The organism is Acidovorax sp. (assembly GCF_034519795.1).
Classification (GTDB): domain Bacteria; phylum Pseudomonadota; class Gammaproteobacteria; order Burkholderiales; family Burkholderiaceae_C; genus Acidovorax.
On sequence record NZ_JAXHOB010000020.1, the window covers coordinates 564,248 to 587,093 of the forward strand.

20 protein-coding genes are annotated in these 22,846 nt (G+C 67.9%); 2 read left to right on the top strand and 18 right to left on the bottom strand.

Features of this window, described 5'->3' with window-relative positions; translation table 11 throughout:
- Positions 1-49 precede the first annotated feature (49 nt).
- Together clsB and U5N23_RS23855 are read right to left on the bottom strand one after the other, a co-directional pair.
- Entirely contained in the window at positions 50-1,267 is a 1,218-nt protein-coding gene (gene clsB / locus U5N23_RS23850) for a cardiolipin synthase ClsB (RefSeq protein WP_322595192.1), read from the bottom strand.
- A gap of 146 nt (positions 1,268-1,413) precedes the next feature.
- Entirely contained in the window at positions 1,414-2,151 is a 738-nt protein-coding gene (locus U5N23_RS23855) for an endonuclease/exonuclease/phosphatase family protein (RefSeq protein WP_322595193.1), read from the bottom strand.
- Between the two features lie 135 nt (positions 2,152-2,286).
- Here U5N23_RS23855 and U5N23_RS23860 point away from each other — a divergent pair, with 135 nt between their 5' ends.
- On the top strand, positions 2,287-4,098 hold the full coding sequence (locus U5N23_RS23860; RefSeq protein ID WP_322595194.1) for a response regulator: 1,812 nt from the start codon (positions 2,287-2,289) through the stop codon (positions 4,096-4,098).
- A gap of 33 nt (positions 4,099-4,131) precedes the next feature.
- Here the strand turns inward: U5N23_RS23860 and hpaH are convergent, their stop codons facing one another.
- The 4 genes from hpaH to U5N23_RS23880 are packed head-to-tail and all read right to left on the bottom strand — an operon-like array spanning position 4,132 to position 8,308.
- Entirely contained in the window at positions 4,132-4,947 is an 816-nt protein-coding gene (gene hpaH / locus U5N23_RS23865; protein ID WP_322595195.1) for a 2-oxo-hept-4-ene-1,7-dioate hydratase, read from the bottom strand.
- A gap of 2 nt (positions 4,948-4,949) precedes the next feature.
- The gene (locus tag U5N23_RS23870; RefSeq protein ID WP_322595196.1) at positions 4,950-5,906 is read right to left on the bottom strand and encodes a fumarylacetoacetate hydrolase family protein; all 957 of its coding nucleotides are present in this window, start codon (positions 5,904-5,906) and stop codon (positions 4,950-4,952) included.
- The gene (locus tag U5N23_RS23875) at positions 5,903-6,805 is read right to left on the bottom strand and encodes an extradiol ring-cleavage dioxygenase (protein ID WP_322595197.1); all 903 of its coding nucleotides are present in this window, start codon (positions 6,803-6,805) and stop codon (positions 5,903-5,905) included. The genes U5N23_RS23870 and U5N23_RS23875 overlap by 4 nt, the downstream gene beginning before the upstream one ends.
- A 27-nt stretch (positions 6,806-6,832) precedes the next feature.
- Entirely contained in the window at positions 6,833-8,308 is a 1,476-nt protein-coding gene (locus U5N23_RS23880) for an aldehyde dehydrogenase family protein (RefSeq protein ID WP_322595198.1), read from the bottom strand.
- Positions 8,309-8,425: 117 nt separating this feature from the next.
- Between U5N23_RS23880 and U5N23_RS23885 the strand changes: the two genes are divergently transcribed.
- A complete protein-coding gene (locus U5N23_RS23885) occupies positions 8,426-9,331 on the top strand; it encodes a LysR family transcriptional regulator (protein ID WP_322595199.1) in 906 nt (301 codons plus the stop codon).
- Here the strand turns inward: U5N23_RS23885 and nudB are convergent.
- From nudB to U5N23_RS23945, 12 genes are all read right to left on the bottom strand, one after another.
- A complete protein-coding gene (gene nudB, locus U5N23_RS23890; protein WP_322595200.1) occupies positions 9,306-9,794 on the bottom strand; it encodes a dihydroneopterin triphosphate diphosphatase in 489 nt (162 codons plus the stop codon). The genes U5N23_RS23885 and nudB overlap by 26 nt on opposite strands.
- Positions 9,791-12,460 (bottom strand): chemotaxis protein CheW, encoded by a 2,670-nt coding sequence (locus U5N23_RS23895; RefSeq protein WP_322595201.1) that lies wholly within the window; start codon positions 12,458-12,460, stop codon positions 9,791-9,793. Before U5N23_RS23895 ends, nudB begins: the two co-directional genes overlap by 4 nt.
- Positions 12,461-12,655: 195 nt before the next feature.
- Positions 12,656-13,459: a CsgG/HfaB family protein gene (locus tag U5N23_RS23900; RefSeq protein WP_322595202.1), complete on the bottom strand. Its 804-nt coding sequence runs from the start codon at positions 13,457-13,459 to the stop codon at positions 12,656-12,658.
- A gap of 140 nt (positions 13,460-13,599) precedes the next feature.
- On the bottom strand, positions 13,600-15,414 hold the full coding sequence (gene aspS, locus U5N23_RS23905; protein ID WP_322595203.1) for an aspartate--tRNA ligase: 1,815 nt from the start codon (positions 15,412-15,414) through the stop codon (positions 13,600-13,602).
- A gap of 44 nt (positions 15,415-15,458) precedes the next feature.
- Positions 15,459-16,082 carry a DUF502 domain-containing protein gene (locus U5N23_RS23910; RefSeq protein WP_322595204.1) on the bottom strand — a complete coding sequence of 208 codons (624 nt, stop codon included), beginning with the start codon at positions 16,080-16,082 and terminating at the stop codon, positions 15,459-15,461.
- Between the two features lie 10 nt (positions 16,083-16,092).
- Positions 16,093-16,431: an FmdB family zinc ribbon protein gene (locus U5N23_RS23915; protein WP_322595563.1), complete on the bottom strand. Its 339-nt coding sequence runs from the start codon at positions 16,429-16,431 to the stop codon at positions 16,093-16,095.
- Positions 16,432-16,550: 119 nt separating this feature from the next.
- Positions 16,551-17,996, bottom strand: a complete 1,446-nt coding sequence (locus U5N23_RS23920) for a sodium:solute symporter family protein (RefSeq protein WP_322595205.1) — start codon at positions 17,994-17,996, stop codon at positions 16,551-16,553.
- A gap of 45 nt (positions 17,997-18,041) precedes the next feature.
- On the bottom strand, positions 18,042-19,625 hold the full coding sequence (gene ubiB / locus U5N23_RS23925) for a ubiquinone biosynthesis regulatory protein kinase UbiB (RefSeq protein WP_322595206.1): 1,584 nt from the start codon (positions 19,623-19,625) through the stop codon (positions 18,042-18,044).
- A complete protein-coding gene (locus U5N23_RS23930; protein ID WP_322595207.1) occupies positions 19,622-20,260 on the bottom strand; it encodes a hypothetical protein in 639 nt (212 codons plus the stop codon). Before U5N23_RS23930 ends, ubiB begins: the two co-directional genes overlap by 4 nt.
- Positions 20,261-20,335: 75 nt before the next feature.
- Positions 20,336-21,376: a Tim44 domain-containing protein gene (locus tag U5N23_RS23935; protein WP_322595208.1), complete on the bottom strand. Its 1,041-nt coding sequence runs from the start codon at positions 21,374-21,376 to the stop codon at positions 20,336-20,338.
- Positions 21,377-21,412: 36 nt separating this feature from the next.
- Positions 21,413-22,144, bottom strand: a complete 732-nt coding sequence (gene ubiE / locus U5N23_RS23940; protein ID WP_322595209.1) for a bifunctional demethylmenaquinone methyltransferase/2-methoxy-6-polyprenyl-1,4-benzoquinol methylase UbiE — start codon at positions 22,142-22,144, stop codon at positions 21,413-21,415.
- A 236-nt stretch (positions 22,145-22,380) separates the two neighbouring features.
- Positions 22,381-22,806, bottom strand: coding sequence for a DUF971 domain-containing protein (locus tag U5N23_RS23945; RefSeq protein WP_322595210.1), 426 nt, complete (start codon positions 22,804-22,806; stop codon positions 22,381-22,383).
- Between the last annotated feature and the right edge of the window lie 40 nt (positions 22,807-22,846).

The window sequence follows — 22,846 nt, forward strand, 5'->3', positions numbered from 1 at the left end:
ATTGCGATACAGCTACCATTTGCATAGCAACAAAGCCAGGCTGCCGGGCTCAGTAGCGGCGTCCGGTGATCCACAGGGCCAGGCGCATCAGCGCATGGGCCACCTGGTCGAGCACGCGCTGGCGCAGCGGCCGGCCCGCGTAGCGCGCCGGCTCCATGCGCCGGCCGGCCTGCTGCATGGCCTGCACCAGGCGTGCGCGCAGGTCGGCGGCAAAGGCCGCATCCTCCACCACCACATTCGCCTCGCGCGCCAGCAGCAGGCTCAGCGGGTCGAGGTTGGACGAGCCCACCGTGGCCCAGGGCCGCTCGCCCAGCGCGTCGATCACGGCCACCTTGGCGTGCAAAAAGCTCGGTGCGTACTCGTGGATCTCCACCCCCGCCGCGAGCAGCGCGCCATACACCGGCCGCGCCGCGTGGTACTGCATGAAGTACTCGTAGCGCCCCTGCAGCAGCAGGCGCACGCGCACGCCGCGGCGCGCCGCCATCAGCAGTGCACGGCGCAGCTTGCCGCCGGGCAGGAAGTAGGCGTTGGCAATGATCACCTCGTGCCGCGCCGCCCCAATCGCGCGGCGGTAGGCACGCTCGATGCGGCTGCGGTTGCGCACGTTGTCGCGCAGCAGCAGCGCGGCGCGCATGCGCGGGCCGTCTTCGGCCACCTGGGCCGCATGCCGGGCGGCGCTGGCCGCGCGCAGCGCCTGCAGGGCCTCGGGCAGGCGGCGCTCGCGCATGTCGCGCACGGCCTGCATGCGCCACCACAGCTGGTCCATGGTGTCGCTGGCCACCGCCACCAGGCTGCCCGTGGCCTGCACGGCGAAGTCGAAGCGCGGCGCAGCCAGGGCGCCGTGGTTGGGGTCGTGCAGGTCGTCCAGCACGTTGATGCCGCCGCAGAACAGCATGCAGCCATCGACCACGCACAGCTTGCGGTGCAGGCGGCGCCAGCGGTGCGGCAGCAGCAGGCCCAGCGGCCCGAGCGGTGAGTACACCCGAAAGCGCACCCCGGCGGCCAGGAAGCGCTCGGTCCACTCCAGGGGGAAGGCGCCCGTGCCCACGCCATCCACCACCAGCTGGGTGCGCACGCCGCGCCGGGCCGCGCGCTCCAGGGCCTCGGCCACACTGGCGCCGGTGCCGGTGAAATCGAAGATGTAGGTCTCGAACTGGATGTCCGACAGCGCTGCGTCCATGGCCTCGACCAGCGCGGGAAACAGCTCCTGCGCGCCTTGCAGCAGGCGCACCCGGTGGTCGGCGGTGAAGGCCCGCGACAGAGTCAACGCAGCGGCTCCACCGCGTGGCGCGCCACCCACAGCCTGCGAAACTGGCGCGGCCGGGGCCAGAGCCCCCGTGCAAGGGCCGCCGCGCCGCAGTGGGAGCGGCACCCTTCAAGGGGGAAGGCGCGAAGCGACTCAGGGGGTGACATTCAGAGCCGGAACTCGGCGATGAGGGGCAGGTGGTCCGACATGCGCCACCAGATGCGGCCACGCGGCACATGCAGCGACAGGGGCGTGAGGCCACGCACATAGACATGGTCGAGCTGCACCAGGGGCAGGCGCGCAGGGTAGGTGAAGGCCCGGGGGTCCTCGAATTCATGCAGGCCGAAGCCTGCGAGCATGCGCTTGACCTGCAGGCCCCAGTCGTTGAAATCGCCCGCGACCACCAGCGGCGTGCCGCCGGGAATCTCGCGCTCGATGAAGCGCTGCAGCCGCTCGATCTGGCGGATGCGGCTGCCCGGGATCAGCCCCAGGTGGACGACGATCACGTGGATCTTGCGGCCATGGGCGTCCACTTCGACGTGCAGCAGCCCGCGCTGCTCGAAGCGGTGGTCGGAAATGTCCTCGTGCTGGTGGCCGATCACGGGCCAGCGCGAGAGCAGCGCATTGCCGTGCTCGCCGTGGCGGGTGAAGGCGTTGGTGCGGTAGACCGCCTCGTAGCCTTCGGGCGCCAGGTACTCGGCCTGGGGCAGCTCAGGCCAGCGCTGGAAGTATTTGGCCTCGCCACGGTGCAGCTTCCTCACCTCCTGCAGGCAGACGATGTCGGCATCGAGCTGCTCGACCGCATGCCCCAGGTTGTGGATCTCCAGGCGGCGGGCCGGGCCGATGCCCTGTACCCCCTTGTGGATGTTGTAGGTCGCCACCCGCAGGATGTCTGTGTTGTCCATGGCACCGATTGTGTCGCAAGCAGCCGACAGATCGCCGGTCGGGACGGGCTTTCCCGCATCGCACAATGGGCAGACCGGGCATACACTGTGCTTGCAGTGAGCAGTTACTTTTAATTACACCACCCTGAACTGCAGATGGCCACAGGCAAAGACCCGGATCCACCCGAGAGCCAGGCGCTGATCATCGACAGCAATGCCACCTCGCGCAGCATTCTGGTGGGGCAATTGCGCGAGTACGGGGTCACCAAGATCGTGCAATGCAGCCGCGTGCGTGACGCCCGCGCCAGGCTGGAGCACACGGTGTTCGACTATGTGCTGTGCGACCAGTTCTTCAGCGAATCTGGCGACTCCGGGCAGACCTTGCTGGACGACCTGCGCCGAGCGCAGCTGCTGCCGTTCTCCACCGTGTTCTTCATGGTCACGGCCGAAGCCTCGTATGCGGCCGTGGCCGAGGCCGCCGAGTCGGCGCTCGATGGCTACCTGCTCAAGCCCTTCACTCCGAGTGCCCTGTTCGAGCGGCTGAGCCTGGCGCGCCTGCGCAAGATCCACCTCAAGCCCATTTTCGACGCCATCGAGCAGGAGGACTTCGAACTCGCGTCGCGCCTTTGCGTGGAGCGCTTCGAGGCGCGCAAACCCTACTGGCTGTATGCCGCGCGCATCGGCACCGAGTTGCTGCTGCGGCTGAACCGCCATGACGAGGCGCGTACCCTGTTCGAGGCCGTGATCGCCGCACGCGCCCTGCCCTGGGCCAAGCTCGGCGTGGCGCGCGCGCAGATCGAATCGGGACAGGCCAACCGCGCCATCACCACCTTGCAGGGCCTGATCGGTGAGGATGCCTCGTTCGCCGATGCCTACGATGTGCTGGGCCGCGCCCAGGTGGAGCTGGGCAATTTTTCCGACGCCATCGAAACCTACCGCACGGCCAGTGCGCTCACGCCCGACTCGGTGGTGCGGCTGCAGAAGCTGGGCATGATGTCCTACTACATGGGTGACCGCAAGACCGCCGCCAGCGTGCTCTCGCGCGCGGCCATGCTGGGCATCGACTCCAAGCTGTTCGACTTCCAGGCCCTGGTGCTGCTGGCCTTTTCCTACTTTTCCGACAAGGACCGCAAGGGCATCGAGCGCTGCGTGGCGGACTTCGCCCGCATCCTGGAGCGCCACCAGGACAGCACGCGCATCCAGCGCTTCGCCAGCATTGCCCAGACCCTGCTGCTGATCCAGCAGCGGCAGTTCTCCGCCGCCGTGGCGGCGGTGCGCGACATGGCGCGCGAGATCGGCGAGGCCAGCTTCGACTTCGAGGCCGCCTGCAACCTGGCCAGCCTGCTGGCGGTGCTGGCCGCCACCTCCATCGACCTGTCGGACAGCGAAAAATGGGTGCGCGCCCTGGGCATGCGCTATGCCAACACGCGCGGCCTCACGGAACTGATGGCCAATGCCTGCAACGTCTACCCCGCGTACAGCGACATGGTGCGCGAATGCCTGCCCCAGATCAACCAGTCGGCCGAGAAGGCCATGGCCCAGAGCCTGGCCGGCGATGCCGAAGGGGCCGTGCGCAAGCTGCTGCAGTTGGCCGAAAGCTCCCTGAACTCCAAGCTCGCGGACATGGCCCAGCAGGTGCTGCTGCGCCAGCGCGAGCGCATTGCGGATGCGGATGCGCTGCAGGAAGAGGTGCAGGCCGTGCGCGCCCGCTGCGGCAACGCCCCGACCCGCGCGGTGCTGGGGCAGGACGGCGATCGCCGCCCCGGTGGCGTGGTGATACGCACGCGCACGCCACCACCGCCCGAAGCGGCCGCGTCCGCCGCGCTGGCCGCCATTGCGGCCCGCACTGAACTGTCCGCAGACCAGATCCTGGACATGCCCGACGAGCCCTCCATCGACGACATCCTGGGCGTTCCCACACCCGAGCCCCCCGATCCGGCGGAGAAGCTCAGGCTGCGGCCGCTGTAGCCACGATCAGATGCCGCAGCAGGCTCTGCACCCTCAGACAAAGCGGAAGGCGATATTGCCCAGCGGCCCGTAGTCCGCATGGAAGGTGTCGCCTGCGGCGGCGGCCACCGGCCGCGTGAACGAGCCACCCAGCACCACCTCGCCGGCCGCAAGCCCCTCGCCGTAGGGCGCGAGCTTGTTGGCCAACCAGGCCACGCCCGTGGCCGGGTGGTTGAGCACCGCAGCGGCCAGCCCGGATTCCTCGATCACGCCGTTCTTGTAGAGCAGCGCGCCACACCAGCGCAGGTCCACCGCGTCGGGCCGCACGGGGCGCCCGCCGGTGACGATGCCGGCATTGGCCGCGTTGTCGGAAATGGTGTCGAACACCTTGCGCATCACCCCGGTGTGGCGGTCGTGCTGCTCGATGCGCGCGTCGATGATCTCGATGGCGGGTACCACGTACTCGGTGGCGGCCAGCACGTCGAAGATGTTCACGGGCGGGCGTCCCGGCTCGCCGCGCAGCGGCTTGCCGAGCACGAAGGCCAGTTCCACCTCCACGCGCGGCAGGATGAAGCGCTGCATCGGTATGTCGCAGCCCTCGGCGAAGAACATGTCGTCGAGCAGGGTGCCGAAGTCGGGCTCGGTGATCTGGCTGGCGATCTGCATGGCGCGCGAGGTCAGGCCGATCTTGTGGCCGCGCACCGTGCGGCCCTCGGCGATCTTCATCGCCACCCAGGCGCGCGAGATCGCGTAGCCGTCCTGCACCGCCATGTCGGGATGGCGTTTGGAGAAATGCTCTACCTGCACGCGGGTCTTCTCGGCCTGGTGCAGCTCATGGGCGAGTTGCTGGATCAGTGCGTCATCGAGCATCGTCAATCCTTCCCGCTGTTTTTGGCGGCCTGCCGGTAGTTGGTCTTCAGGTGCTCGGGCACGCGCTCGTCGAAGCCGCAGGCCACGCGCCGCACCTCGGGGCTGTCGGTGGGCTGGTGGCCCACGCCCAGGGCCGAGGCGCGCGGCGCATCGATGGCGACCACGGTGCCCGCCAGGCGGCCCAGGCCGGTGATCTCGCATTCCACCAGGTCACCCGGGTCCACCGAGCGCGAATGGCAGGGTGTGCCCATGAGGATCACGTCGCCCGGCACCAGGGTGATGTGGCGCGCGATGTCGGCCACCACGTAGTGCGGGCCCCAGATGGTCTCGTCGCCAATGTGCGCCTCCTGCACCACCAGGCCGTTGCGGTAAGTGCGCAGCGTCTGTGCGAACAGGTTCACGCCGCGCACGATGCCGGGGCCGATGGGCAGCAGCGTGTCCGCGCCCTTCACGCGCAGCATGCTGCCCTGGTCGGTGTCGCGGTAGTTCTGCAGTCCCATGTCCAGCGCCGGGCAAAAGCCTTCGATAAAGTCCCAGGCCTCGTCAGGCAGCACGTTGCGGCAGGTCTTGCCGATGACCACGGCGTACTCGCCCTCGTAGTTCAGGTACAGGCAGTCGGCGGGCTTGTGGATCTCGCAGCCGTGGCCGTTGACGGAGGTCGGTGGCTTGGTGAAGTAGGTGGGCGTCTCGGTGGGCCTGGGCTGGTTGCGGGTTTCCATGCTGCGCGAGCGGTACGAGATATGCACCGCAATGACCTTGCTGGGCGACACCGGCGGCAGGTGCTGCACGCTGGCGGGGTCGAGCACGCGGCCATCGTCCAGGCGCAATTGCCCCTGCTGCGCGCCCTCTTCCACCATGGTGCCCCAGCAGGCACTGCCGCCCACCAGCACGCGGCGGCGCTCCACGCGCGGGCCGCGCATCACGGCGGGCAGTTCGGTGACCGGGAATTCGAAGTTCATGCCGCCACCTGCGCCTGGACTGCCGTGGCGCCCTCGCCATCGAACCACATGTGCACATTGCCCGTGCCGCGTGCGTTCTCGTAGGCCGACAGGGCCACGCCGCGCGCGCGGCAGTCGGCACCGCCCATGGCGCCCAGCATCTGCAGGTAGTGCGCGCCGAAGGCCTCCCAGGGCATCTTGCGGTACTCGTCCTGCCAGCGCTCCAGCACCAGGTCGTGGCGGCCCTGCTCCATGAACGCGATGGCGCCCTTGTCGCTCTCGATGTTCTCGGGGCGCGAGACATTGCTCTCGTGGAAGATGCGCGGGTGCGTAGGCTTCCAGTCGATGGGGTTGAAACGGTGGCTCAGCGCGCCCGATGCCAGCAGCAGCACGCGCAGGTCGCTGCGGCGCACGGCCTCTGCAATCGCCTCGCCCGATTGCAGGAAGTGGCGCCAGTCGCAGTTCTGGCACGAACTCACGGTGACCACGGGCGTGTCGCTGCGCTCCAGGCGCAGGTGCTTGACCAGGTTGATGGTGGCGTACTGCTTGCCCAGATCGGGGTGGTTGATGACGCGGTTGTAGCCCTTGTGCTCGCGCGAGACGGCCTCGATCTCCAATGCCAGCTCCGGGTGGCCCCGGTAGTCGTAGGGCACGCCGTGCAGATACCACGGCATCTCGTCCGAGATGAACATGCCCTGGTAGCGCGGCGCGCCGTCCACCAGGTGGTAGCCGGTGGTGAACCAGTGCGAGTCGAAGAGGATGACCACGTCGGGCCGGGCCGCGGCAATGCGCTCGCGCAGGCGCGCATAGCCGGGGATCAGGTCCGAGTCGGCCCCCGCGCCCTGCAGCACGCGAAACTCTTCGCACTGCATCAGGCCGGGGTGGTGCGAGGCGATGGCAGCGCCAACGATGCTTCCCATGGGATGTGTCTCCTGTGCAGGTAGTGCTCAGCGATGGCTGAAGCTGGCGCGGAAAGGTTTTTTCGGAAGGACGACATCCTTGACGTCGCAGAAGAACTCGAAGCTCCAGTCCCCGCCCTCGCGGCCCACGCCGCTGCGCTTGATGCCGCCGAAGGGCGCGGCCAGGTCGCGGATGCCGAAGCTGTTGACCCAGATGAAGCCGGTGCGCACCTGCTGCGCCACGGCGCTGGCGTGCTCCGTTGCGCCGTAGCAGACGCCGCCCAGGCCGTAGTCGGTGCCGTTGGCCAGGGCGATGGCCTCCTCGTCGCTGTCGAAGGCCTGCAAGGTGAGCACCGGGCCGAAGACCTCGTTCTGCACGATCTCGCTGTCCTGGCGCACATTGGTGAGCAGGGTGGGCTGGTAGTACTGTGCGCCGAGGGGGTGGTGCGCGCCGCCCCAGAGCAGCGTCGCGCCATCGGCCACGGCACGCTGCACGAAGCCGTGCACACGCTCGACCTGGCGCGGGTGGATGATGGGGCCGACCTCGGTGGTCGCCTCGCGCGGGTCGCCCACGGTGAGCTTTTCCACATGGCCGCGCAGGGCGGCCACGAAGGCGTCGTGCACCTTGCGGTGCACCAGGAAGCGCGTGCCCGCCAGGCACACCTGGCCGGCGTTGCGGTACATCAGCGCGCCGGTGGCGGCGGCGTTGTCGATGTCGGCGTCTTCCAGCACGATGAAGGCCGACTTGCCCCCGAGCTCCAGGCTGCAGGGCACGAGGTTGGCGCCGGCGGACTGGGCGATCCACTTGGCCGTGGGCACCGAGCCGGTGAACGAGACGCGCGCCAGGCGCGGATCGCTGACCAGGCGCGCGCCGGTGCTGGCGCCCGCGCCCTGCACGATGTTGAGCACCCCGGGCGGCAGGCCGGCGGCGTGCGCGCAGTCGGCCAGCAGGCTGCTGGTCAGCGGCGCCCATTCCGGCGGCTTGACAATGACGCAGTTGCCAGCGGCCAGGGCCGGGCCGAGCTTCCAGGTGGCCAGCATCAGCGGCGCGTTCCACGGCGTGATGATGGCCACCACGCCGGCCGGGTCGTGGCGCACGAGGTGGGTGGCCTGCTCGGTCTCGATGGGGCGGTCCTGCAGGGTCAGTGCAAGTTCGGCGAACCAGGTGATGTTGAGCATGGCGCGCGGCACCACGCCATGCTTCATGCGCGAGAGCAGCACGCCTGCGTCGTTGGACTCGAGCGTGCAGAAGGCCTCGGCGCGCTGGCCGATCTCGGCCGCGAAGCGGTCGAGGTAAAGCTTGCGCTCGGCCGCCGTGAGCGCGCTCCACGCCGGGAAGGCGCGCGCCGCCGCGGTGACGGCGGCATCCACCTGCGCCGGCGAGCCCTCGCTGATGCGGCCCAGCAGCGCCTGGTCGATGGGCGAGTGCAGGTCGAAGCGCATCTCGGACGCCACGCGCTGGCCGTCGATGTAATGGTGGGGTGACACGGCGATGCCGGCGACGTTCAGCGTCTCAGTGCTCAAGGGGGTTTCTCCATCGGGGACCGCGGCATCCGCGTTGCCCACGAAGTATCGGGAGCCGGGGCGCCGACCACAATCAACGCTTTCTTACCGATTGTGAAGATGGTCTAATGAATGGCCATGTCCCTGCCCCACTTCACGCCGCGCCAGCTCGAAGCTTTCGTCACCGTGGCCGAGATGCGCAGCTTCACGGCCACGGCGGACCGGCTGGCGCTCACGCCCTCGGCCGTGAGCCAGCTCGTGGGCGAGCTGGAAGACGCACTCGGCTTCAAGCTCTTCGAGCGCAGCACGCGCCGCGTGGCCATCACCAGCGCGGGGCGCGAGTTCCTGGGCTCGGCCGCGTCGGTGCTCAAGCACCTGCGCATGGCGCAGTCGGCCGCCAGCGATGTGCGCAACCGCGCGGCCGGCATCGTGCGCATTGCGGCGCCCCTGGTCGTCGCCAGCGTGATCCTGCCCCAGGCCATCAAGGCCTACCTGCAGCAGCGCCCCAAGGTGCGCATCCACATCCGCGACGTGCCGGTGGAAAAGCTGGTGGATGCGGTCGCCAGCGGCGACGCTGACCTGGCCCTGGGCCCGGACCGGGCCTGCGGCGACGACGTGGCGCGCACCCGACTGTTCGAAAGCCCCTGGGTGCTGTGGTGCGCCCCCACGCACCCGCTGGCGCGCCAGCGCAGCGTGACCTGGCAACAGCTGCACGCGCACCCGCTGGTGGCTGCGGGCCGTGACCACGAACGCAGCGTGGCGCAGATGCACACCGGCCTGCCCAGCGAGCAGCGCGTGACGCCGGTGGAAATCGTGGACAACATCTCCACCGCCCTGGGCCTGGCCGCCGCCGACGTGGCCGCCACGCTGGCGCCCGACTACGTGGGCGCGCTGGCCAAGCCGCTCGGGCTGGTGCGCCGGCGCATCCTGGCGCCCGAGGCCATGCGCTACGTCTGCCTGTACAGCCCCACGCAGCGCGCCACGTCCCCTGCGGCCGAGGGCTTTGCGGAGCACCTGGTCAAGGTCCTTCCCCAACGCCGCTGAAGCGGGGAAGCAGCAGGCAGGCCTCGGCATTGCTGGCCGAAAAGCAGCGGTCCGCCGCATCGCGCCAGGGCAGCCACTGGTAGGCCACATGCTCGCGCGGGCTCAGCACCACGGGCGTGCCAGCGGGCACGCACAGGCCAAAAACGCGCTCGCGGTTGAACACCACGCCCGGTGCATAGCGGTGGCGCCACTGGGGCCAGATGTCGTAGACGTTTTCCAGCAGCCAGTCGCTCAGCACGCAGCCGCTGGCCTGCACGTCGATGCCGGTTTCCTCCTGCACTTCGCGCGCGGCGGTGGTTTCCCAGGGTTCGTCCTCGCGGTCCTTGCTGCCGGTGACGGACTGCCAGTGCTCACCCCCGTCCGCACGCCGGATGAGCAGGATGTCGAGGGCTGGCGTGTGCACCACCACCAGCACCGACTGCGGCAGCTTGAAAGGCCGCGCCGCTACCTCCTGGCCACTCATGCCGCGGCCACGAGCGCGTCGACGTCGTGTGCCGGGCCGTCGGTCAGCGCGCCCAGGGCGCACTGCAGCAGCCACTGCGGGGAGATGCGGCACAGCAAGCCGGGGGCCGGCTTGCCGCCGGCGCTGGGTACCGGGATCACGGCATCGATCAACGGCGTGCCCGCAGGCCCGGCAGCCATGCCCACGGGGCGCAGCTCGCGCCGGTCCAGGTCGAGCATGGCGCCCAGTGCGTCGACGCGCAGGACGAACTCGCGCGTGCTGCCCCCCTCCAGCGGCACACGCACCAGCACCATCTGGCGGTTGGGGTCGGCCGCGCGCAGCACGGGCGCATCGCCCGGCCCCGCTGCCACCACGCTGCGCAGGTCCACCACGGAGTAGACGCGCTCACCGATCTGCGCAAGCCCCAGGAAAGGATGGCGCGATCCACCACCGTGGAGCACCGCCACGTCGGGAGCGGCCGTGACGACCTGGGCCGCCTCGACCCCGAGCCAGTGGGAGCCGATCAGGAACGTCGCCATCTGCACGCGGTGGGCTGCGTCCACCCGTGCAGCGCCCGCATGCGCATCGACCATGGGTGCGGCAGGGGTTGCCGGGCGGCGTTCGCACAAGTGGCGCAGCACCAGGCAGCCCAGGCCATGCTCGTAGCCGTCGCTGGTGCGGAACTCGCGGTATCCCTGGCCGCGCGCCTGGCCCATGCCGTACAGATGGCCGCCGAGCGCGGCCGTACGTCCGCCCTGGCGGCTGGTGGCAATGGCCTCGGGCGCCTGCAGGACCGCCGCATCCCCGCTGGCGCGCACCAGGCGGTCCTGGGCATCGACGAAGGCCAGCGTATCGCGCGCGCCCGTGCCCACGGCGCAGTCGTCCAGGATGGACTGGAGCTGGTGGGCCGCATCCCAGACGATGGCGATGCCGCCGAGCACCGGTCCACCCGCACTGCCTCCCATGCCGTCGCCGACGTCGGCCCGCACGGCGGCGGCATACACGAAGGTCGGCCCCTCGCTGTAGAAGCGGCTGGTCTCGTAGCGGCTCACGGTGTAGGCCTGGCTGCCCTGCAGGCGCAGGCAGCGCTGTGCCCAGTCCTCGTCCAGCCGGGTGCCCACCTGGTGGGCCTGCCCCGGTTGCGAGACGGCGACGACCCGGCCATCGGTGCCGAACAGCACCAGGCAGGCATACACCGTGTACAGGCTGTTGATCTCCGCCAGCACCGCCGTGGCCTGGCTGCAGCCCTGGGTGCCTGCAGCGAGGGTGCGGGCGAACTGCGGCGTGAGCGCCCACCAACGGCAGTCGTTGGCGCGCTCGTAGAGGTTGCGATCCAGGATCTGCATGGCCAGTGCGGCGCGGCCCTGGGCGTCGCGCAACAGAGAGCGCAGCACCACGCTGTAGAGGTCTTGCAGGGCACTGGCAAAGGCCTGCGCGGTCTTGCGCGCGGTGGCACCGATCTCGGACAGCAGGGTCTTGGCAAACAGCAGTTCGCGCGGGGCCGCTGCATCCCGGCCGCCACCCACAGCATCGCCCGCATCGCCGATCTGGTTGAGCTCCAGCAGGCCGTTCCAGACCGAGCGCTCCAGCGCCGACTGGATGGCGGCCGAGCGCCGGGGAATGTCGCGCAGTTCCTGCGACAGCAGCTGTGCCTGGCCCGACAGTTCGTTGGCCAGCGCGCTGCGCTCGTCGTGCGAGGCCTCGTCGAACGCGATGTCCAGCGGCAGCAGCGCCACCCCGCGCCAGCCCGGCCCCTGGTAGCCCTGGAAGCCCTGGGTATCGCGCACGGCCATCAGGTAGCGCCGGCTGGCATGGCCCAGCGGGTACACGCCCGCGCTGCCCGCCTGGGGCAGCAGCCAGCCTGCGGGCAGTTGCAGCGGGTCGCCCGACACCAGGACGCGCCCGCTGGCATCGACCAGGGCCAGCACCGCATCGCTGCCTTGCAGCAGGCCCTGTGCATCCCCTTGCTGCACCGAATCGAAGATGGCCGGCATCTCGTCGGCCAGCTTGAACTCCAGGCACAGCACGCCCACGATGCGCCCGCCCGAATGCACACGCCGGGCATAGACCAGCGTTTGCGCCGGCGTGCCGCAAAAGCCGTGCACGGCGTGGTGCTCGACATAGCCCGCATCGCTTTGCAGCACCGAGCGCAGGAAGACCGCATCGGCATCCACCTGGTCGAGCCCGCCCACCGGGCTCACGGCCCGCAAACTGGCACAGGGCTGCAGATCGGTGTCGAAAAGGAAGATGTTGCCGTAGACGGTGTACTTGCTGGCGTACTCGGCCAGGCGCGCCTCGATCAGCGGGCGCAGGGACGGGTCCGGGTCGGCGAGGTACTCGGCCACTCCCACGTCGGTGGCGAAGAAACCGATGTCGGCCGTGCGCTCGAACAGGTTGCGCACCAGCACGTCGATGCACACCTGGGCGCGGGCCGCCAGGTCTTCGGTGCGGTTTTTCAGGGCCTCGCTGACCAGGCCCTGCATCAGGTCGCTCGCGAGGGCCGCGAAGTCCCTGCGCGCCTGGGCCAGGTCACCGCCCGAGGAGGCCTTGGACGACAGCAGCGACAGCGAAGACAGCAGCGCGAGCTGATCCCAGGCAGTTTCGACCAGGCGCAGCTCCTGGCGCTGGTGCTGGGCCGCAGGCATGTAGCGAAGCCATTGCTCGGGGGAATTCAGGGAGTGAGACACGGAGGGAAGCCTTTGTGCAAACGGGCCCGGAGATGCGCGAAGCGCCATTGTGCTGCCGGCCCCTTCATTCGCAAACAAGCATATTGCATGCCGTTTGCAAATATATTGCGTGGCTTTGCACTAGGCTGACAGGTGCCGCCCCTGCCGATGCACCCAACCCCCTCCAATGCCGCGACCCGGGCGCGGTGGGGCCTCTCAGGGCTTGCGCGTCGCCACGGGTGGCGGCAGCTCCTTGGCCTGCAGCTGCTGCACCTGGGTCACGAGCTTGTTGTGGGCATCGAAGAAGGCCGCTGCGATCACCTTGCCCTCGTTGGTGTTGCTCCAGCCGGCGCCGCCAGCCCCGCCCATGCGCCCCCAGAGCAGGCCCGCCGCACCCAGGTCGGTGGTGCGCGCGGCACCGGTGGCGGCGGCCACCTGCTCGGTGGTCTCGTTGTCGGTGAGCAGCAGTGCGGTCTGCGCCTCCTTGAACTTGACCTGCTCGGCCAGGCCCACCAGGCCCGCGATGTCACGCAGCACAGGGATCATGGCGATGATGCTGGCGATGCTGCGGCCCGCGTCCTGCTCGCTGAAGGTCAGGCTCGGCGTCAGCGTGTACTGCGCCTCGTAGCCCTTGCCCTTGGCCACGGTGGAATTCTTGCGCAGGATGCCGGCGTCCTTGAGTTCCTGCTCCTGCACCGTGCCGCGCAGGCCCGCTGCGCGGTCGACGATGCGAAAGCAGCCGCTTTGCTGGGCGATCAGGCGGATCAGCGGCACGGGCGATGCGGGCAGCTGGTAGCTGCTGGAGACGGTGTAGCCGTTTGCGTTCTCGGCCAGGGCCAGCGTGGCCACGGGCTGGCTGCACTGGGTGAGTTCCTTGGCGGCCTCCTTGGCGCCCGCAGGCCCGGCGGAGCCGGTGACCACCGAGCCGCCCTGGCCCAGTTCGGTCTTCTTTTCACCGCAGCCGGCCAGCAGCAGGGCCACGAGCAACAGGGCCAGGGGGGCTTTCACGCAAGAACGCATGGGGAACCTCGACTCGATTCGAAAGGGGGAACACGGTGGGCATGGCCCATGAAAAAAGCGGCACCGGCCAGGGGCCGCTACCGCTTTTCATCAGGGATGCCCGGTCATGGAGATGACAGGCTGGGGGCCGGCCCGTCCGCTCAGGCCGCCTTGGCGGCGTCCACGTTGCGCAGGCGGATGTGCAGCTCGCGCAATTGCTTTTCGTCCACGGGCGACGGGGCCTGTGTGAGCAGGCACTGGGCGCGCTGGGTCTTGGGGAAGGCGATCACATCGCGGATCGATTCGGCGCCGGTCATCAGCGTCACGATGCGGTCCAGGCCGAAGGCCAGGCCACCGTGCGGGGGCGCGCCGTACTGCAGCGCGTCCAGCAGGAAGCCGAACTTCTCCTGGGCTTCCTCGGGCGAGATCTTCAGGGCATCGAACACCTTCTGCTGCACGTCGGCGCGGTGGATACGGACCGAACCGCCACCCATTTCCCAGCCGTTGAGCACCATGTCGTAGCCCTTGGAGATGCACTTCTCGGGCGCCGTGACCATCCAGTCCTCGTGGCCGTCCTTGGGGCTGGTGAAGGGGTGGTGCACCGAGTTCCAGCGCTGGTTGTCTTCGTCGAACTCGAACATCGGGAAGTCCACCACCCACAGCGGGGCCCAGCGGTCTTCGAACAGGCCGTTCTTCTTGCCGAATTCGCTGTGGCCGATCTTGATGCGCAGCGCGCCGATGGCGTCGTTGACGATCTTTTCCTTGTCGGCACCGAAGAAGATCAGGTCGCCGTCCTGGGCGCCGGTGCGCTTGACGACTTCCGCGATCGCCGCGTCGTGGATGTTCTTGACGATCGGGCTCTGCAGGCCTTCACGGCCCTTGGACAGGTCGTTGACCTTGACCCAGGCCAGGCCCTTGGCGCCGTAGATCTTGACGAACTCGGTATACGCATCGATTTCGCCACGCGACAGGCCCGAGCCTTCCTTGGCACCACCGGGCACGCGCAGGGCCACCACGCGGCCACCCTTCATGTTGGCCGCGCCGGAGAAGACCTTGAAGTCCACGTCCTTCATGACGTCCGTCAGGTCGGTGAACTCGAGCTTCACGCGCAGGTCGGGCTTGTCCGAACCGTAGCGGTAGGCCGCGTCCTGGTAGGTCATGACCGGGAACTCGCCCAGGTCCACGCCCAGCGTGTTCTGGAACACCGTCTTGATCATGCCCTGGAACATGTCGCGAATGTCCTGCTCTTCCATGAACGAGGTTTCGATATCGATCTGGGTGAACTCGGGCTGGCGGTCGGCACGCAGGTCTTCGTCGCGGAAGCACTTGGTGATCTGGTAGTAGCGGTCGAAACCGGCCACCATCAAGAGCTGCTTGAACAGCTGGGGCGACTGGGGCAGCGCGAAGAAGTGGCCGTCGTGCACGCGGCTTGGCACCAAGTAGTCGCGCGCGCCTTCGGGCGTGCTCTTGGTGAGCATGGGGGTCTCGATGTCCACGAAGCCGTTGGCGTCGAGGAACTTGCGCACCTCCATGGACACCTTGTAGCGCAGCATCAGGTTGTTTTGCATGTAGGGGCGGCGCAGGTCCAGCACGCGGTGCGTGAGGCGCGTGGTTTCGCTGAGGTTTTCCTCATCGATCTGGAACGGAGGCGTGACCGAAGGGTTGAGCACATTCAGTTCGTGGCACAGCACTTCGATCTGGCCGGTCTTGAGCTTGTCGTTGGTGGTGCCGGCGGGGCGCGCGCGCACCACGCCCTTGACCTGCACGCAGTACTCGTTGCGCACTTCTTCGGCGATCTTGAACATCTCGGCGCGGTCCGGGTCGCACACCACCTGCACATAGCCTTCGCGGTCGCGCAGGTCGACGAAGATCACGCCACCGTGGTCACGGCGGCGGTTCACCCAGCCAGACAGGGTGACGGTTTGGCCCAACAGGGCTTCGGTCACAAGACCGCAATAGTGGGAACGCATGGCCATGGCAGAACTTCCGGCGCCCCTCGGGCGCATTGAGAGAAAAAGGGTTACTTGAGGGGGGGCAACTGGGTCGGATCGACCGGAACCACCACGCCCATCGAAACAATGTACTTGAGCGCGGAATCCACGCTCATGTCGAGCTCGACGCAGTCGCTCTTGCGCAGCATCACGAAATAACCGCCCGTCGGGTTCGGGGTGGTGGGAACGTAGACGCTCACGAATTCATCGCGCAGGTAGGCTGCGATCTCGCCATTGGGCGCCCCGGTGACGAAGGCCACCGTCCAGACGCCTTCGCGCGGCCACTGCACCAGCACGGCCTTGCGGAACGCGTTGCCGTTCTCGGCGAACAGGGTGTCGGAGACCTGCTTGACGCTCGAGTAGATCGAGCGCACCACCGGGATGCGGTGCACCAGGGCATCGCCCCACTGCACCAGCTTGCGGCCGGCGAAGTTGCTGGCAATGGCGCCCACCACGAGCAGGATGGCCAACGTGAGCACCACACCGAAGCCGGGCACGTGCACGCCCAGCAATCGGTCGGGTTGCCAGGCCTCCGGCAGGATCTGCAGGGTCTGGTCCAGCGTGCTGACGATCCAGTGCAGCACCCACGCGGTGATGACACCGGGCACGATGACCAGCAGACCGGTGAACAACCATTTGCGCAAGGAAGGCATCCGCAGATACTCAGGTTTTGGGGGTGGAGCCCGTGCCAGCGCTCGGGGCGCTCACGGCAGGGGCTGTGGATTCTTTCTTCGCGCTGTCCGTGCTGGGTGCCGGGGCCGCCGCAGGGGCATCGCCGGCCTTGGCGTCGGCAGCAGGCGCGGACGTGGCGCCACTGTTGCCGCCGCGGAAGTCCGTCACGTACCAGCCCGAGCCCTTGAGCTGGAAACCCGCGGCCGTGACCTGCTTGGAGAACGCCTCGGCGCCGCACGCCGGGCACACCGTCAGCGGTGCGTCGGAGATTTTTTGCAGCACGTCCTTGGCATGGCCGCAGGAACTGCATTTGTAGGCGTAGATAGGCATGTCGGGCGCGTCGTTGAAGGCAAAGTGCAAAACCTTCAATTATAGGCGTGCGGGCCCGAAGTCCCTATCCGGTACCCCTGCGACCCTGGACCCTGGAGCCTGGCACCAGTGGGCTTGGCTTACTCAACCCCGACCACACGGTGGTGCGGCGAGTGCGTGTCGGCCAGCAGCTGGGGCATGAGCGAGCCCACCAGCATGCCCACGACGGCGGCCAGCAGGCCGGCGAGCTGGGCCGGGAACACTTCACCCCAAGGGGTGTTGAGCAGCAGCAGCCAGGTGCCCAGCCCGAGCACGATGGCCACAATGGCGCCCTGCGTGGTGGCGCGCTTCCAGTACAGGCCCGCCACCAGCGGCACGAAGGCGCCCACCAGCGGCACCTGGTAGGCGCCCGAGACCAGTTCGTAGATGGACGTGCCCTGCATGCGGATCGCATAGGCCAGCACGCAGCCGCTGAACACCAGGGTCGTGATGCGCATGGTGCGCAGGTGTTCCTTGTCCGTCATGGTGGGGCGGAACTGGCGCCAGATGTTCTCGGTGAAGGTGACGCTGGGCGCCAGCAGCGTGGCCGAGGCAGTGGATTTCAGGGCCGAGAGCAGCGCGCCGAAGAACAGCACCTGCATGATGAAAGGCATCTTGGCCATCACCAGCGTGGGCAGCACCTTTTGCGGATCGTCCTTGAGCAACTCCGCCGTCTCGCCGGGCATGATGATCAGTGCGCTGGCCACGAGGAACATGGGCACGAAGGCGAACAGGATGTAGCAGATGCCGCCGATGATCGGGCCGCGCGTGGCGGCCTGTACGTTGTTGGCCGACATCACGCGCTGGAACACGTCCTGCTGCGGGATGGAGCCGAACATCATGGTGAGGCCCGCTGCGATGAAGAACACCACGTCGTGGAACTTGGGCTCGGGCAGGAAGCGGAACAGTTCGCGGTTCGAGGCGAACTCGATCACCTTGTCGGCCCCGCCGGCCATGTTGCCCGCGAACACCGCGATGATGGCCAAGCCCACGACCAGGATGATCATCTGGATGAAGTCGGTGACGGCCACCGACCACATGCCGCCGAACAGCGTGTAGGCCAGGATGGACACCACGCCGATGACCATGCCCATGGGGATGCTGATGGCGTCACCCGACAGCAGGTTGAACACCAGCCCCAGCGCCGTGACCTGCGCCGAGACCCAGCCCAGGTAGCTGAGCATGATGATCAGCGAGCAGACGACTTCGACCGTGCGGCCGAAGCGCTCGCGGTAGTAGTCGCTGATGGTCAGCAGCGTCATGCGGTAGAGCTTGCCCGCGAAGAACAGGCCCACCAGGATCAGGCAGAAGCCCGCGCCGAAGGGGTCTTCGACCACGCTGCCGAGCCCCCCCTCGATGAACTTGGCCGGTATGCCAAGCACCGTCTCCGAGCCGAACCACGTGGCGAACGTGGTGGTGATGATCATGTACAGCGGCAGGTGCCGCCCGGCGATGGCGAAGTCCGCCGCGTTCTTCACGCGCCGGGCCGCCACGAGGCCGATGGCAATGGTGATCAACAGATAGACAATAACCAGGGTCAACAGCACGGCATGCTCCTCGATGTCGCGAAGGGGGGGTAGGAAAGGGAACGGCTAGAAAATCCGGAAACGCTGCAGCACTTGCAACTGCTGTACCAGCATGAAGAACAGCCAACCCAGGAAGAAGCCGATCCCCGAGTAGATGATGCCATTGAGCAGGCGGTTGGTGCGTTTTTGCTCGGCCAGCAGCTCCACCAGCTCGCGCCGGTGGTCCTGGGGGCGGTTGCGCAGGTAGTCGTGCAGCAGGCGCGGCAGCTCGGGCAGCATTTTGGCAAAGTGCGGGCTCTCTGCCTGGATTTCGCGCCACAGGCGCTGCGGCCCCATCTGGTCGAGCATCCATTTCTCGAGGAAGGGCTTGGCGGTGCTCCACAGGTCCAGCTCGGGATCGAGCTGGCGGCCCAGGCCCTCGATGTTGAGCAGCGTCTTTTGCAGCAGCACCAGCTGCGGCTGGATCTCCACGTGAAAGCGCCGCGAGGTCTGGAACAGGCGCATCAGCACCATGCCCAGCGAGATCTCCTTGAGCGGCCGGTCGAAGTACGGCTCGCAGACGGTTCGGATCGCCGATTCGAGGTCATTCACCCGCGTGTCGGGAGGCACCCAGCCGCTTTCGATGTGCAGTTCGGCCACGCGCTTGTAGTCGCGCCGGAAGAAAGCCGTGAAGTTCTGCGCCAGGTACTCCTTGTCGAACTCGGTGAGCGTGCCCACGATGCCGAAGTCCAGCGAGATGTAGCGCCCGAAGGTGCCAGGGTCCAGGCTCACCTGGATGTTGCCCGGGTGCATGTCGGCGTGGAAGAAGCCGTCGCGGAACACCTGGGTGAAGAAAATGGTGACGCCGTCGCGCGCCAGCTTGGGAATGTCCACCCCGGCGTCGCGCAGCCGTTCGATCTGGTTGATGGGCACGCCGTTCATGCGCTGCATCACCATCACCTCGGCATGGCAGAAGTCCCAGAAGATTTCCGGGATCAGCACCAGGTCCAGGCCCGACATGTTGCGGCGCAGTTGGGCGGCATTGGCCGCCTCGCGCACCAGGTCCAGCTCGTCGTGCAGGTAGTTGTCGAACTCGGCGACCACCTCGCGGGGCTTGAGGCGCTTGCCGTCGGCCGACAGACTCTCCACCCAGCCGGCCATCATGCGCATCAGCGCCAGGTCCTTCTCGATCACCGGCAGCATGCCCGGGCGCAGCACCTTCACGGCCACTTCGCGTTCGATGCCGTGGCGGTCGCGCAGCGTGGCGAAGTGCACCTGGGCGATGGAGGCGCTGGCCACCGGGGTGCGGTCGAAAAAGGTGAAGACCTCATCCACCGGGCGGCGGAAGGCACGCTCGATGGTGGCGATGGCGATGTCGGAATGGAATGGCGGTACGCGGTCCTGCAGCAGCGCCAGTTCGTCGGCGATGTCCGCCGGCAGCAGGTCGCGCCGGGTGGAGAGCACCTGGCCGAACTTGACGAAGATGGGCCCCAGGCGCTCCAGCGCCTCGCGCAGGCGCTGGCCGCGCGGAGCGTCAAGGGTGCGCCCGATGGAGACGATGCGGGACACCAGGCGCAGCCACGGCTTCTGGAAGCTGTCGAGCACCAGCCCGTCCAGCCCATAGCGGAACACCACCCAGAGGATGGCCACACCCCGGAGAAAACGCTTCATGGACCGGTCCGGTCGGCGCCAGGGCTGTGGTTGCTGCCACTGTTGCCCGCCGGTGGTACGGGGGCCGGTGCAGGCGGGTACGCGGTGGCGGTGTGGCTGCTGCCATCGGCCGGCGGCACGCGCGAGCCGACGAACTGGCGCAGCGCCTGCGCTGCCTTGCGCGCCACTTCGCTGATGGTGTGCGCGGGAGCATCACCCACCACGCGGGAGAGGTCCTCCTCCAGATCCCAGCGCACGTTGTCCACCAGCCAGTTGATTTCGGCCGCCAGTTGCACATCGCCCTCGATGCGGATGGCGGGTTTGTCGCCGCGCAGCGCCACCTGGGCCAACGCCAGGGGCGAGGTCTCGGTGATTTCGAGCTGCAGATCGGGCGTGGCGCCTTCGGCCGCCAGGTTCAACAGGCCTGCCGGCGTGATCACCAGCGCCATGGAGAACGCGCGCCACTGCACCCGCGCCACGCGCCCACGCTGGCGCACCAGGCGCTCCATGGCCTCGCGCTCCTGCATGAGCACATGGTTCAGGAACAGCACCAGCCGCTGCTGCACCTCGTGCACGAGCCATTGCGGCGGCTGCGGGCCTGCGGCCAGGCGCTCGAAGAGGCCGTCCAGGAACGAAAAAGGGGACTGTGTTGCCATAGTCCCCGATTATTCCCTGAACTCGGTCCAAAACATGGGTTTTGGACCGATCCGAGGTGATTTACAAAGCCGTGCTCACTGCAGGGCCTGCACGCCGGCCACGAGCCAGCCGCTGTCACCGCTCTTGGCCTTGGTCATGTTCCACACTTCGCGGAAGGGGCTCGGGCCTGCCGAGAGCTCTTCGCGGATCATGCCCGAGAACTCCACGCTGGCCATGTAGCCATCGTCCAGTTCCTCGATGCCGAGCAACTGCGCATCGATCATCACCACGTCGGTGTGGTTGGGCTCGGCACCGCGGTGCGTCTCGCGCTCGGCCAGCTGCGAGCGGATCTCTTCGAGCATGCTGTCGGTCATCATCGAGCGCAGGGTGTTGATGTCCGAACGGTCCCAGGCCGCCTGCAGGGTCACGAAGTTGCGCTTGGCCGCTGCGAGGAAACCGGGCGTGTCGAAGCCCTCGGGCACGCCCCAGTTCTGCGAACCGGACAGCGCCGCCGCACCGGCGGCAGCGCCGCCCAGGCCGGAACCGATCACCACGCCCGAACCGGCCGCAGCGGGTTGCGCGCGCGCCGCCTCGAAGGCCATGCTGTTGCGCTCCCAGGGACGGGCCGATGCATCGTTGCCGACATTGTTGGGGCTGTACTGCGGGGGCACCTGGGCCGCGGCCGGCGTGGCCGCACCGGCGCCCTGGAAGGCGAAGGGCGAACCACCCGCCGCTGCACCGCCCTGGTTGCCAGCGCCGCTGCGCATGCGCATGACCATCTTGAAGATGGCGAACGCCGCCACGGCCAGCAGCAGGATCATCAGGATGTTGCCGAAGCCTGCACCCAGGCCCAGCGAACTGGCCAGCCAGGCCAGGCCCAGGCCCGCAGCCAGGCCGCCGAGCATGGCACCCCAGGGCTTCTTGGGAGCGGCGGCCGCAGGGGCCGCAGCGGGCGTGGCCGGTTTGGCCGCGTTGTTGGCGTTTTGGGCAGGGCCGCCGGGCGCCGCGGATTCGCGCTGCGTCACGTTGCTGGACTGCTTGCCCACCGAGTTGCCGCCACCCAGGCGGCGGGCGTCGGCATCCGCATGCGCGAACGCCAGCATTGCCACCAGAACCACAGACCACAGTTTCATCATGTCATCTCCATCTTGTATACGGCTGAGCTTTGCTGCTCAGCACTTGATTCCAACATGCAAGGCCACTATGCCGCCAGTCATGTTGTGATAGTCCACATGCCCAAAGCCACTTTGTTGCATGAGGCTTTTGAGCTCCTCCTGGCCCGGGTGCATGCGGATGGACTCGGCCAGGTAGCGGTAGCTCGAGTCATCGCCGGCCACCAGCTTGCCCAATTGCGGCAGCACCTTGAAGGAATACCAGTCGTAGGCCTTGGTCAGCGGCTTGGCGACCTTGGAGAATTCGAGCACCAGCAGCTTGCCGCCGGGCTTGAGCACGCGGCACATTTCCTTGAGCGCAACATCCTTGTGCGTCATGTTGCGCAAACCAAACGCCACGCTCACCACATCGAAGTGGGCATCGGGAAACGGCAGCTTCTCGGCATCGCAGACCAGGGTGGGCAGCACCACGCCCGCGTCGATCAGGCGGTTGCGCCCGGTGCGCAGCATGGCCTCGTTGATGTCGGTGTGCACCACGCGGCCGGTGGTGCCGACCTTCTTCGAAAACGCCAGGGCCAGGTCGCCCGTGCCACCCGCGATGTCCAGCACCTGGCTGCCTTCGCGCAGGTTGGCCACCATGACGGTGTAGGCCTTCCAGGCGCGGTGCAGGCCCGCCGACATGAGGTCGTTCATGACGTCGTACTTGGACGCGACGGAATCGAACACACCGCGCACATGGCGCGCTTTGTCCTGCTCGTCGACGGACTGGAAACCGAAATGGGTGCTGCTCATGGGATTCATGCTAGGCGCCTGTGCGCCCAAGGTACAGCGACAACCCCGCACTGAAACGGGGCATCTGCCGCAGGGGTTTTTCAATACCCCGCATCAAAAGACAGGCAACACCTGTCCATGCATGCCGGGTTTGCTATTGTAAGAAGAGCACCAAAGGCCAGCGCACCGGGCGCCACAGTGGTGCGCGCGGGCCACAGTGGCTGCGCCGGCACGGCCCGTACGGAGTTGGGCGGGTATCAATGGCTGCCGCAGGCGCCGCCGCCGTGGTCGTGGCCCTTGGGGGCCATGGGCGCATCGCGGTCCACGCCAGCATCGGCCAGCCGGCTTTCGTACTGCGCCCACAGGGCGGCCTCTTGCTGGCCCAGCTCGTACAGGTATTCCCAGGTGAAGATGCCCGTGTCATGCCCATCCGAGAACGTGGGCTTGACGGCGTAGTTGCCGATGGGCTCCAGGCCTTCGAGGGCCACGTCGCGCTTGCCGGTCTGCAGCACCTCCTGGCCGGGCCCGTGCCCTTTCACCTCGGCCGAAGGCGAGTACACGCGCATCAGTTCGAACGGGATGCGGAATGCCGCGCCATCCGAGAACACCACTTCGAGCACCCGCGACTTGCCATGCACCGTGAGCGCCTGGGGCGTGGGCGAACCCGTTTTCAAACCTGCCATGGATATCCACCTGTGAAAAACGGCCTTGGCGACGACCGCC

Coding starts and splice junctions, on each gene's coding strand:
- nudB (WP_322595200.1), bottom strand. CDS start 9,794: ATGAGTGGCCAGGAGGTAGCGGCGCGGCCTTTCAAGCTGCCGCAGTCG.
- U5N23_RS23930 (WP_322595207.1), bottom strand. CDS start 20,260: ATGGCAACACAGTCCCCTTTTTCGTTCCTGGACGGCCTCTTCGAGCGC.
- U5N23_RS23945 (WP_322595210.1), bottom strand. CDS start 22,806: ATGGCAGGTTTGAAAACGGGTTCGCCCACGCCCCAGGCGCTCACGGTG.
- U5N23_RS23900 (WP_322595202.1), bottom strand. CDS start 13,459: ATGCGTTCTTGCGTGAAAGCCCCCCTGGCCCTGTTGCTCGTGGCCCTG.
- U5N23_RS23860 (WP_322595194.1), top strand. CDS start 2,287: ATGGCCACAGGCAAAGACCCGGATCCACCCGAGAGCCAGGCGCTGATC.
- aspS (WP_322595203.1), bottom strand. CDS start 15,414: ATGGCCATGCGTTCCCACTATTGCGGTCTTGTGACCGAAGCCCTGTTG.
- hpaH (WP_322595195.1), bottom strand. CDS start 4,947: ATGCTCGATGACGCACTGATCCAGCAACTCGCCCATGAGCTGCACCAG.
- U5N23_RS23915 (WP_322595563.1), bottom strand. CDS start 16,431: ATGCCTATCTACGCCTACAAATGCAGTTCCTGCGGCCATGCCAAGGAC.
- U5N23_RS23875 (WP_322595197.1), bottom strand. CDS start 6,805: ATGGGAAGCATCGTTGGCGCTGCCATCGCCTCGCACCACCCCGGCCTG.
- ubiE (WP_322595209.1), bottom strand. CDS start 22,144: ATGAGCAGCACCCATTTCGGTTTCCAGTCCGTCGACGAGCAGGACAAA.
- ubiB (WP_322595206.1), bottom strand. CDS start 19,625: ATGAAGCGTTTTCTCCGGGGTGTGGCCATCCTCTGGGTGGTGTTCCGC.
- U5N23_RS23910 (WP_322595204.1), bottom strand. CDS start 16,082: ATGCCTTCCTTGCGCAAATGGTTGTTCACCGGTCTGCTGGTCATCGTG.
- U5N23_RS23870 (WP_322595196.1), bottom strand. CDS start 5,906: ATGAACTTCGAATTCCCGGTCACCGAACTGCCCGCCGTGATGCGCGGC.
- U5N23_RS23935 (WP_322595208.1), bottom strand. CDS start 21,376: ATGATGAAACTGTGGTCTGTGGTTCTGGTGGCAATGCTGGCGTTCGCG.
- U5N23_RS23885 (WP_322595199.1), top strand. CDS start 8,426: ATGTCCCTGCCCCACTTCACGCCGCGCCAGCTCGAAGCTTTCGTCACC.
- U5N23_RS23855 (WP_322595193.1), bottom strand. CDS start 2,151: ATGGACAACACAGACATCCTGCGGGTGGCGACCTACAACATCCACAAG.